Raw genomic sequence first — 10447 nt, 5'->3', positions numbered from 1 at the left:
TCCATCGCGTAGCGACGCCGAAGGCGCCCTTGACTTTGGAGGGGCGGCCCCGTACGCAAGCGCCACCCCACCACCCGAACACCCCTCTTGCCGATACACCCGAACACCCCGTCGTCCATTAGGAAATCACTCGGGCTTCCCGGCCGAACGGTTCTTCCAGACGGTACTAAGCCCTTCAGTCGAAGCGGAAGAGACGTGCGCGATAGGCATGACGAAGCAGCTTAGGAAAAGCCGATCGGATGACGCGCCTGCCCCACGCGCGGAGCGTTTATGGACGCCACGTGTTGGGGCGGCGTGCTGCTGCGTGCACTTCGGCGACCTGTTCGGGGCTCAGGACGTTTCCGCAGCGGCGCAGCCAGCGGCGGAACGCTCGCACGTCGCGGAGGACGGCGACGTCGTGCGGGCCGCCGTTGCGGACGGTGAAGCCCTTCGCGCCGACGAAGACGACGGCCGCCTGCACGGGGACGTGGCGTCCGCAGGCGTTGGCGAGGAGTTTGCGGGCGCGCTGGGCCTCGTGCCGGGAGTTGCGCAGGTAGTCGACCTTCGTGCCGCCGACCATGATGCCGTTGTCGGCCACCCATACCTTGCCGCGTGTGCTCTTGGTGTTGACGGTGACGACGCCGAACGGGCCGATCAGGACGTGGTCGATGTCGGCGCCGCGGCGTCCGACGGGGACGGCGTGCAGGACGTGCCAGCCGTGCTTGCGCGCCCACTTGTCGAGCTTGCCGCCGATGACGCGTTCGGCCTTCGCGCCCACCGCGAAGTCGTGGGCCTGGGTGCGGGCGCCGAAGAGGGCGGCGAGGCGGGTGCGCCAGTCGCGGAGTTCGTCGGCGCGGGCCTGTGCGGCGGCGCCGGGGCGGTTGAGGGCGAGGTCGAGCTCTGGTTCGTCTGCGGCCGGTGCGGAGCGAGCGCCTGCCGCCGACGGGCGTCCAGCGTCTGCGGCCGGCGTGTGTCCAGTGCCTGCGACCGGCGTGTGTCCAGTGCCTGCGACCGGTGTGCGTCCAGTGTCTGCGGCTGGCGTGAGTTCACCGTCTGCGGCGGGTGTGCGTCTAGCGCCTGCGGTCGGTGCGTCTTCAGTGCTTGTCGCTGGCGGATGGGTGTTGTGTGTGGGCGGTGGGTGCGGGGCGGGCTCGGGGCGTGCGTGGTCCGTTGTGGGGGTACCGCCGGGAGGATGTGTGCCGGGCGCGGGCGGCGTGGGCTCTGGTGCGGGCTCGCCTAGGGTGCGGCATTCGGTGCGGACGGCGTTCCAGAACGGGGCCGCCAGGTCGGGGGCGGTGAGTTCGTGGCGGCCCGTCCGGACGTCGTACCAGCCGATCCCGCTGCCGCCGCGCGACACGTAGATGCGCAGGTGGCCGTAGCGGCGCCAGACCTTCGCTTCGAGACCGTCCACAACCGCCCCTTACGCGATCGTTGACCGACCCTGGCACCTTATGTCACGGCGGTGGCGCGGTGAAGGGCCCGGCGCGCGGCGCGCCCCGGGAGGGCCGGGTCAGCGGCGCGCCGTGATGCGGGTCGGAAGGGTGACGAAGCCGCGGTCGTTGGAGGAGTGCACGCGCTGCGCGCCCGCCTCGTCGATCTCGTAGTCGGCGACGACGGCGGTGACCTCCTCCAGCGCGATGCGCGCTTCGAGGCGGCCGAGGTTCGCGCCGAGGCAGTGGTGGCGGCCGTTGCCGAAGGCGAGGGACGCGCCGGTGTCGCGGTCGAGGTCGAAGCGGTCCGGGTCCGGGAAGACGGACGGGTCGCGGTTCGCGGCGCCGGTGAGCAGGAGGACCTTCGCGTCGGCGGGGATGGTGACGCCGTGCAGGGTGATGTCCTCGGTGGCGGTGCGGGCGAGGACCTGCGACGTCGGCTCCCAGCGGAGCGTCTCCTCGATCCAGTCGCCGATGCGGCCGCCGAGGGCGCGGGCCCGTTCGGCGGGGTGCAGCCAGGCGGCGTGCCAGGCGTTGCCGAGCGTCAGCATGGTGGTCTCGATGCCGGCGCCGACGAGCAGGATCAGCACGCCGACGATCTCCTCGGGGGTGAGGCGGTCGTCGCCGTCGGCGGCGTCCAGCAGGCCCGACAGCAGGTCGCCGCGGCGCTCCTTGGACCGCTCGATCGTCAGGTCGGTGTAGTAGCCGACGAGGGCGCCGATGGCCTGCAGCGCCTCGGGCGGCAGGTCGTCGCCCTCCTCGCCGCGGTACATGATCGCCATGCCGAGGTCGCGGACCATGCCGCGGTCGGCCTCCGGGACGCCGACGAGCTCGGAGATGACGTCGGTGGGGAAGCGGCCGGCGAAGTCGGTCATCAGGTCGAAGGTGTCGCCGTCGAGGTGCGGCCGGACGCAGTCGCGGGCGATCTCGCGGATGCGGGGCTCCAGCTCCTGGACGCGGCGCGCGGTGAAGGCGCGCGAGACCAGGCCGCGCATGCGGGTGTGCTTGGGCGGGTCCATGGCGACGAACGAAAAGAACTTCTCCGCTTCGGGGCCCCAGAAGGCGGGTTCGATGCGCAGGCCGTTGCGGCTGGAGAAACGCGCGGAGTCGCGGAGTGCGGACAGAACGTCGCCGTGCCGGGACAGCGCCCAGAAGTCGTCCGTTTCGTTGCGGTAGACCGGTGACTTTTCGCGCAGTTCCGCGTACACCGGGTAGGGGTTTTCCTGAATCGCGAAGTCGAACGGGCTGTAGAACGGGTCCACCGTGTGCCTTCCCGGGTAGCCGATGCGCTGGACCGATCCTGCCACGCATAATGGGGTCCTGCCATTTCACTTCCGTCGCGGTTTCGCGGCGGGCGACGAAGCGAGGGCGCCGTGGACGCTGAGCGGGTTCCGCCGGGGATCGACCCGACGAAGGCGCATCCGTCCCGCCGCTACAACTACTGGCTCGGCGGCAAGGACAATTTCGCGGTCGATCGGGAATCGGCGGAGATGGTGGCGTCGGCGTTTCCGACGGTGAGCCTCGCGGCCCGGGAGAATCGCGCGTTCATGCGGCGGGTGGTGGGTTACCTGGCGGGCGAGGCGGGGATCGGGCAGTTCCTCGACATCGGCACCGGGCTGCCGTCGGCCGGCAATGTGCACGAGATCGCGCAGGGCATCGACCCGTCGGCGCGGATCGTCTATGTGGACAACGACCCGATCGTGCTGGTGCACGCCCGCGCGCTGCTGACAAGCGAGCCGCAGGGCCGGACGGCCTACATCGACGCGGACCTGCGCGACCCGGAGAAGATCCTCGCCGACGCGGACCTGCGGCGGACCCTGGACCTGTCGCGGCCGGTGGCGTTGATGCTGGTCGCGACGATGCACTTCATCACCGACGACCACGACCCGTACGGGATCGTCCGGACGCTGCTCGGCGCGCTGCCGTCCGGCAGCCACCTGGTGATGACGCACGCGACCGGCGACTACCTGACGCCGGAGGAGTACGCGGTGAACGTGGAGGCGAACGAGCGGAGCGGGGTGCCGTTCCGGCTGCGGAGCCATGACGAGTTCGCGCGGTTCTTCGACGGGCTGGAGCTGCTGCCGCCGGGCGTGGGGTCGGTGGTGGAGTGGCGTCCGGAGGAGCCGGCGGAGGACCGTCCGGCGGTCGAGGACGTGTCGATGCTGTGCGCGGTCGCCCGCGTCCCCTGATCCGGTGCCCGCTGGGAGGGTGTCCGCGGCCCTGGTCAGGCGTCGAGGACGGAGCGGATCGTGTACCGCGCGTTGGCCGAGATGATCGGGTTCGTGGTGCGGTAGTACGGCAGCTGGATCACGGCCATGGAGAGGGCCCAGCCGCGTCCGCGCAGCCAGGTCGCGTCGTCGGCGTCGACCGCGTCGCGGAACGCGGGCCGGGCGCCGGGCGGCAGGAGGTTCCAGGCGGGGATCAGGTCGCAGGCGGGGTCGCCGATGCCGCAGGTGGCGAAGTCGAGGACGCCGGTGAGGCGTCCGGCGGCGTCGACCAGCAGGTTGCTCGGCATGAGGTCGGAGTGCAGCCAGCGTGGCGGGCCGGTCCAGGCGGGGGCGCGAAGCGATTCGTCCCAGGACGCGAGGATCGCGGCGGCGTCGAAGGGTTCGTCGGTGCGGCGCAGTTCGTCGACCGCCGACCGCACGGACGCGTCGACGGACGCCAGCCGGCCGCCGCGGTACGCGGCCGGGCCGCCGGGCACGCCGGTCTTGCGGAGGGCCAGGACGAATCCGGCGAGGTCGCGGGCGAGCCCGTCCCCGGCCTCGCCTTCGGTCGGAGGCGAACCGTCGAGCCACCGGTGCACCGCCCACGGCCAGGGGAAGCCTTCGGCGGGGCCGCCCGTCCCGGCGACGGCGGGGATCGCGACGGGCAGGCTCGGCGCGAGTTCCGGCAGCCACCGCGCCTCGTGCTCCAGCGCCCGCACGCCGCCCGCGGTCAGAGGCAGCCGGACGGACAGCGCGGAGCCGAGCCGGTAGACGGCGTTGACGGTCCCGCCGGACGCGACCCGCTCGACGGGCAGCGCCGCCCACTCCGGGAACCGGCCGCGCACGAGCCGACGGACGAGGTCCGGGTCCGTCTCGACCTCGCCGGCGTGCATCTTCGCCATCGGGCCAGCAGACCCGACACCCCGCCGGAAGGTCAACCGGATTAGGTGAGGGGCAGGACGCGGCGGGCCTCGGCGTGCGCGTGGTCGTGGATCTCCAGGGCGGCGGCGAGCGCGGCGTCCAGGTCTTCGAGGGTGCGTTCGACCAGGTCGAGGGCGTCGCGGGCGCGCTGCAGGCCGGACGACTTGACGAGGGAGCCGCGGGCGAGGCCGTCCAGCAGGGCGCGGTCGGCGTCGCGGTAGCGGGCGAGCGCGGGCATGAGCCGTTCGGCGTCGGCCTGCAGCGCGGTGAAGCCGTCGGCGAGGGAGGCGAGTTCGGCGGTCCGGGACTCGACGGCGGCGCGCTCGTCGGCGAGGCGGCGCCGCGCGGCGGTGAGCTCGGCCTCCGCGTCGGCCGCGTTCTCGACGGCCTCCCTGACCTGCGCGTTCAGCCGGTCCAGCTGCGTGCCGGTGAGGCGGAGCAGGGCGGTGGCGGACGCGTCGAGGCCGTCCTCGGCGTCGCGGGCCGCGTTCAGCTCCGGCAGGCGGGCGTCGAACGCGTCGCGCTGGGCGCGGAGCGCGTCGAGGTCGGCGCGGAGGGCGTCGAGGCGGTGGAGTTCGGCGAGCTCGGCGCGGACGGCGGCGTGCTCGCCGGCGGTCGCCTTCATCGCGTCCAGGGCGGGGCGCAGCCCGTCGAGGCGGCGGCGGTCGGCGGCGAGGTCGGCGCGCATCCGGGCGAGCTCGGCGGTGGTCTCCTCGAAGTGCGCGACGAGGTCGCGGCCGAGGTCGCCGCCGCGGGCGAGGGCGGGCAGCGTCTCCAGCAGCTCCGGCAGGTCGTGCAGCGCCTCGTCCAGCCCGGACACGAACCGGAACGCGGCGAGGTCGTCGCCCGGCGGGACGGCGCGGGCCTCGGCGAGCGCGGCGGCGAGCGCGGCTTCCAAGGCGGCGAGCGCGCCGGCGGGCGCGCCGGGCGCGCCGGGTGGGTCGGGCGCGTCGGTCATCGGGCGGGCCTCTCCAGGGGGACGGGCACCGGGTCGGCGTCCGGCGCGAGGGGGAACAGGGCGACGACGGGGCCGCGGGTCGCGGCGCGGAGCCCGAGCCGGTACGCGCCGGGCGGCAGCCCGGGGACGCGGCAGGGCACGGGACGTCCGTCGACCTCGACCGGGAGCGTCCCGGCGTCGTCGAGCATCAGCGACGGCGCGCCGAGCGTCGGCTCGCGGCGGTGGCACAGCAGCAGGTCGCGGCCGTTGAGGGCGGCGAACCGGCCGGGCCGTCCGGGGACGCCGATCTCGGCCTCGGCGGGCAGCCCGTCCCGGATCCGGTGGATCGGGAGCCGGACGTCGGGCAGCGGCGCCTCCCGGAACACCCCGGCGGCGAAGAGCGCGGCGCCCTCGACGGCGGCGTGCGGGCCGAGCGGGGCGGCGTCCGGGAGCGCCTCCGCGACCGGCGGGAAGGCGGCGAACCCGCCGGTCAGCACCGGCCGCGCGGACGCGGCGGACCAGCGGCCCGCGAGCGCGGCGAGCCGCGCGCCGAGCGGCTCGAACGCCTCCAGCAGCGCGCCCGCGGTGATCTCCAGGTCGCCGGCGCGGACCGCGAGCGCGTTGCGGAACAGCGCCTTCTCGCGGGCGGTCGCGAGGATGGTGGCGAGCCGCTCGGCGTTCCGCGCGGCGGACGCCGCGAACTCCCGGCCGCGCCCGGGCGCGACGGCCTCGCCGAACGCGTCGCCGCCCGCGCCCGCGTCGAAGACGGCGTCGACGAGCCGGACGGACTCGCCGGACACCTCGCACAGCCCGAACCCGGTGCCGGACGCGCCCGCGTCGCAGACCAGGTAGCGGCCGGGGCCGGTCCGCGCGGCGGCGTGCGCGGCGACGGCGGCGAACCGCCCGATCAGCGTGGCGGGCCCGACCGGCAGGACGGTCGCGTGCAGCAGTTCCTGCCGGGCGAGGCCGGCGCCGTGGTCGCGCCAGTGGTCGGGCACGACGCAGGTGACGGGACGGTCCGTCCCGGCCGCGCGGGTGAGGACCCCGGCGATCGCGCCGGGCGGCGGCGTCGCGAGGACGGTGAGGCCCGCGGCGGTCCTGATCCGGGTGGTGGCCGTCCCGATGTCGACGGCGGCCGTCACGACCGGCCGCCGCCGCCCCGCCCCCAGCGGGCGGGCTTGGACGCCTTGAGCAGGGACTGCGCCCGGTCCGCGCTGCGCTTCAGCCCGTCCCGGGTCTCCTCGGAGATCAGCAGCTCGCCGTCCTGGTCGGCGGCGGTGATCTCGATGACCCGGTGCCAGAAGGCGATCTCGGCGAGCGCGACCGCCGCGGCCTGGGTGCGCAGCCCCGGCCCGACGCCGGGGTACCGGGCGATCGCGCGGGCGAGGTCCAGCGCGCGGTTCGCGGCGTCCGGGTCCTCCAGTTCGGTGAGCGCGAACCGGACCTCGCCGATCAGCTCCACGACGGTGCCGGCGGTGATGTTCGGCAGCCCGTTCAGCAGCGTGTCGGCGATCTGCGCGGCCGGCACGCCGCGGGCCATCTCCTGCGCGCACAGGGTCGCGATGTGCCCGGCGGTCGCGTTCTGCGGGAGGTTCGTCAGCACGGTCATGAAGGGGTCCTTCGCCAGTTCCGGGAAGAGCTGCTCGGCCTCGTGCCGGCAGACCTGGTACTCCGCGACGGCGCCGAGCGCCGGGACGTTCGCGCGGGCGGCGAGCATCGCCTTCGCCACGGGCCGCGCCTCGTCGTGCGGCCCGGCCATCAGCTCGCGGGCGAGCATCAGGACGGGCCCGGCGCCGCCGCCCGCGGCCCAGCCGCCCGCCCGCAGCCAGGCGGCCAGCGTCTCGCGCCGCCGGTCCGCGCGTCCCTGCGGCATGGGACGCGCCCACACCGACCGGAACCCCTCCCAGTAGGCGGGGTGGTCGGCGGTGGCGGTGCCGGTCACGTGGTGCGGGGGAGCGGCGAGCCACAGCAGCAGCCCGTCGAGCATGCCGAGGGACGCCGGGTCGGGCGCGGCGGCCCGCGCCAGCCGGCCCTTCAGCACCAGCGCGTCGCCCGCCGGGATCCGGTCGAGCGACGTCAGCCAGTCCGCCAGCCCGTCGAGGACGAGGGGGAGGCGGCGCGCCTCGGCGGCGAGGGCGACGACGTCGCCGACGCAGGCGGGGTCGTGCCGGGCGAGCGCGGCGAACTGGTCGCCCTGGACGGGCGTCAGCGGCGAGAACATCAGGTTGCGGAACAGGCCGAGCAGCGACTCGGGCAGGTGGTGGGTGAGGCACTCGTACCAGGCCTGCAGCGGTGCGGGTTCGCCGCGCCCGACGGCGGTCATCAGCGCGCACACCACGCGCGGGGACCGGCCCAGCTCGCCGAGCGTCTGCGGCCACTGCGGGCCCGCCGGGGCGACCGCGGCGGGGCCGATCGCTTCGAGGACGACCAGCGCGGCGGCCTCGGCGCCGACCTCGTCCACGTCGCGTTTCGGCGCGGTCACCACGGCGGCGAGCAGGTCGTCGGCGCGGCCGAGGTCATGGGCGAGCTGGAAGTACGGCAGTGCGAGCGCCGCGCGCGCGCCGGACGGGACGTCCTCGCCGCTCCAGACCAGCGCGCGGACCGCCCCGCACAGCTCCCGGAACGGCGTCACGGTCGTCCCCGCGACCTCCGCCCAGCGCTCGCGCAGCAGCGGCACGTCCTCGGGGGCGCGCTCCCGGATCAGCGCGTACAGCATCTTCCGGGCGCCGGCGTCGCCGAGCTCGCGGTGCCGCCCGGCGGCCAGCAGGTCCCGGACGTCGGCGGGGTCGTACGTCCCGCGCTCCACGGCCTGCAGCACGGTCGCGGGCCAGTCGAGGCCGCCGAGCACCCGCACGACCGCGCCGGGGTCGGCGTCGGCGAGCGGCGCGGTGGCCTCCGCGAGATGCGCGACGACCTCGGCGGCCGTCCGGCCCCGCTCCCCGAACAGGTCGGCGAGCGTCTCCGCGTACGCGCGGCCCGGGGTGTCGCGCTCCGGCAGCCGGGGCGCCCGCCAGTCCAGCTCGGCGGTCCGCTCGCGGACCTGCCGCGCGAACGCCAGCGACACGTTCCGGTTGCCGCTCTGGTCCCAGGTCGCGGCGCTGAACCGGGTCCGCCACCCGTACGGCAGCAGCGCCGCGACGGCGTCGAGGAACGCCAGCCGGTCCACGGCGGCGAGGTCCGGCGCGCCGGTCACGGTGACGGGGCCGTCGAGCAGCAGCGACGCCGCCGCCGCGACCCGCTGCACCCCGAACCGCTGGAGCGCCTCCGCCGCGGCCGCCGGGTCGAGCGGCGGGACCCGCAGGTCGAGGCCGTCGGACGGGAACGGCGGCGTCAGCGCGGACAGCGCCTCGTACAGGCTCGCGTACGACACCGGCACCGCGCGCAGCGCCTCGTACGGGACGCACAGGTAGCGGGTCTCGGCGATGGGACGGCCCGCGCCGTCCGCCTCGCCCGTCCAGTCCTCCAGCGCGACGCCGATGCGGGTGCCGTCGTCGCCGCCGCGCACCTCGCTGATCGTGATCCACGGCAGCGCGGCGGGCCCGGACCGGCCCGGCGACGGGGTGCCGAGCGCGAAGTGCCGCAGGATGTGCGCGTAGTCGGCGGAGCTGAAGTCGGGGCCGCCGCAGCCGGTGACGCGGTACTCGTCGTAGCTGCCCGGCGGCTTGCCGCGGATCGCCCAGCCGGCCCGCAGCGCCGCCGCCTCCCGGGCGGGAGCCTGGTCGGTCACGGTTCGCCCACGTTCCCGGCGAGCCACATGACCGGCTCCAGCACGTTGATCGGGGCGACGTCGCCGCGGATGCGGAACCGGTCCTCGCCGGCGAGGCCGTCGCCGCCGTCGGACTGCTCGGCGATGTTCAGGTAGTCCTCCGGCTGGAAGCGGTTCTCGATCGGGTCGCGGTAGAACCCGATCGCGGACGTCACGAAGTAGCGGGTGCGGGACTCGCCGAAGTGCGAGCGGATGCCGCGCAGCAGCGAGTTCACGGGGTCGTGCGCGTGCGTCCCCCGGTACAGGTCCTGGAAGAACTCCAGCGCGCGGGTCTCGTCGACGCGCGGCATCCCGAAGATGCTCGCGGGCGGCGTCACGTAGCCGAGCCGCACGGCCCGCTCGTACACCTCGGGGTGGTCGAACTTGGTGATGCAGACGGCGAGGTGGTGCGGGAGCTTGTGGTCGACGCCGCTGGTCCCGGCCAGCTCGGAGATCTGCAGGACGGTCCGCTGGAAGAACGCGTACGCGTCGTTCATCTCCCGCTCGCGGGTCGGGTCGAACAGGAACAGCAGCCCGTCGCAGCCCGCGAGGTGCCGGACGAGCCGCTCCTCGGCGTCGCCCCCGCCGCCGTCGCCGGACCCGCCGTCGCCGTCGCCGGCGGAGCTGCTGAACCGCAGCCCGGACGACGGCTCGCGCGCGGCCCGGTCCTCCGGGCGGCTGCTGAACATGCCGCCGGGGGCGTCCATCATGTCCAGCATCACCGTGTACGGGACGGGGCGGCGCCGCTTGAAGCGGAGCCTGCCGGTGTCCGGGCGGACCTTCTTGATGTGCGTGCCGTGCAGCTGCCAGGCGAGGTTCGGCGGCAGCTCCCGGGTCGCCGGGACGAACCGGCGCTCGATCTTCAGCTGCCGGGTGGTGTCGGCGAGGAACTCGGTGGACGCGCGGTTGCAGCCGACGAGCCGGACGTCGTGCCCGCCCTCCTCGGCGGCGATCCGCAGCGCCGCGAGGAACGTGGTCTTCCCGCAGGTCGGCGCGCCCCACAGCCCGATGCGGCGGGGCTGCGGCGGCGCGGGCGGCGGCGGCCCGGCGGCCGGGCCGCCGGCGGCGGGCTCGTCGTGCCGGGCTTCCTCGGTCGGGGACGGTTCGGTCATGCCGGGCCTTTCACGGGGTCGTGCCGTTCACGGGGCGGGGCCTTCCTTCGCGCGGGGTCCTGGGGTTCGAGTGGCTGGTCGTCGAGGCGCTGGTCGTCGGGGGCGCGGGTCGTCGG

Annotated in this window: 8 protein-coding genes; 1 reads left to right on the top strand and 7 read right to left on the bottom strand. The window is 75.3% G+C overall.

The features are described from left to right. Positions 1-268: 268 nt before the first annotated feature. Both AB0C78_RS36470 and AB0C78_RS36465 read right to left on the bottom strand, forming a co-directional pair. Complete coding sequence (locus AB0C78_RS36470) at positions 269-757, bottom strand: nuclease-related domain-containing protein (protein ID WP_360757179.1); 489 nt, start codon at positions 755-757, stop codon at positions 269-271. 732 nt (positions 758-1489) lie between these two features. Next, positions 1490-2716: a cytochrome P450 gene (locus tag AB0C78_RS36465; protein WP_360757176.1), complete on the bottom strand. Its 1227-nt coding sequence runs from the start codon at positions 2714-2716 to the stop codon at positions 1490-1492. Positions 2717-2782: 66 nt separating this feature from the next. Here AB0C78_RS36465 and AB0C78_RS36460 point away from each other — a divergent pair, with 66 nt between their 5' ends. Continuing rightward, positions 2783-3598 carry an SAM-dependent methyltransferase gene (locus tag AB0C78_RS36460; protein WP_360757173.1) on the top strand — a complete coding sequence of 272 codons (816 nt, stop codon included), beginning with the start codon at positions 2783-2785 and terminating at the stop codon, positions 3596-3598. A 35-nt stretch (positions 3599-3633) separates the two neighbouring features. Here the strand turns inward: AB0C78_RS36460 and AB0C78_RS36455 are convergent, their stop codons facing one another. From AB0C78_RS36455 to AB0C78_RS36435, 5 genes are read right to left on the bottom strand one after another with little or no spacing between them, the layout of a single operon-like run. Beyond that, positions 3634-4518, bottom strand: a complete 885-nt coding sequence (locus AB0C78_RS36455; protein ID WP_360757171.1) for an aminoglycoside phosphotransferase family protein — start codon at positions 4516-4518, stop codon at positions 3634-3636. A 41-nt stretch (positions 4519-4559) separates the two neighbouring features. Further along, entirely contained in the window at positions 4560-5495 is a 936-nt protein-coding gene (locus AB0C78_RS36450) for a hypothetical protein (RefSeq protein WP_360757168.1), read from the bottom strand. Continuing rightward, complete coding sequence (locus AB0C78_RS36445) at positions 5492-6616, bottom strand: hypothetical protein (RefSeq protein ID WP_360757166.1); 1125 nt, start codon at positions 6614-6616, stop codon at positions 5492-5494. The genes AB0C78_RS36450 and AB0C78_RS36445 overlap by 4 nt, the downstream gene beginning before the upstream one ends. Further along, positions 6613-9201 (bottom strand): hypothetical protein, encoded by a 2589-nt coding sequence (locus AB0C78_RS36440; protein ID WP_360757164.1) that lies wholly within the window; start codon positions 9199-9201, stop codon positions 6613-6615. Before AB0C78_RS36440 ends, AB0C78_RS36445 begins: the two co-directional genes overlap by 4 nt. Further along, positions 9198-10331 carry a hypothetical protein gene (locus AB0C78_RS36435; RefSeq protein ID WP_360757161.1) on the bottom strand — a complete coding sequence of 378 codons (1134 nt, stop codon included), beginning with the start codon at positions 10329-10331 and terminating at the stop codon, positions 9198-9200. The genes AB0C78_RS36440 and AB0C78_RS36435 overlap by 4 nt, the downstream gene beginning before the upstream one ends. Positions 10332-10447 lie beyond the last annotated feature (116 nt).

The sequence above is a fragment of the Actinomadura sp. NPDC048394 genome (genome assembly GCF_040651755.1).
GTDB classification, from domain to species: domain Bacteria; phylum Actinomycetota; class Actinomycetes; order Streptosporangiales; family Streptosporangiaceae; genus Spirillospora; species Spirillospora montaniterrae.
This window is presented reverse-complemented; position numbering and strand designations above follow the sequence as displayed.

Bases quoted from the DNA above. Each gene is read 5' to 3' on its own strand.
- AB0C78_RS36455 (WP_360757171.1), bottom strand. From the start codon at position 4,518: ATGGCGAAGATGCACGCCGGCGAGGTCGAGACGGACCCGGACCTCGTC.
- AB0C78_RS36450 (WP_360757168.1), bottom strand. From the start codon at position 5,495: ATGACCGACGCGCCCGACCCACCCGGCGCGCCCGGCGCGCCCGCCGGC.
- AB0C78_RS36435 (WP_360757161.1), bottom strand. From the start codon at position 10,331: ATGACCGAACCGTCCCCGACCGAGGAAGCCCGGCACGACGAGCCCGCC.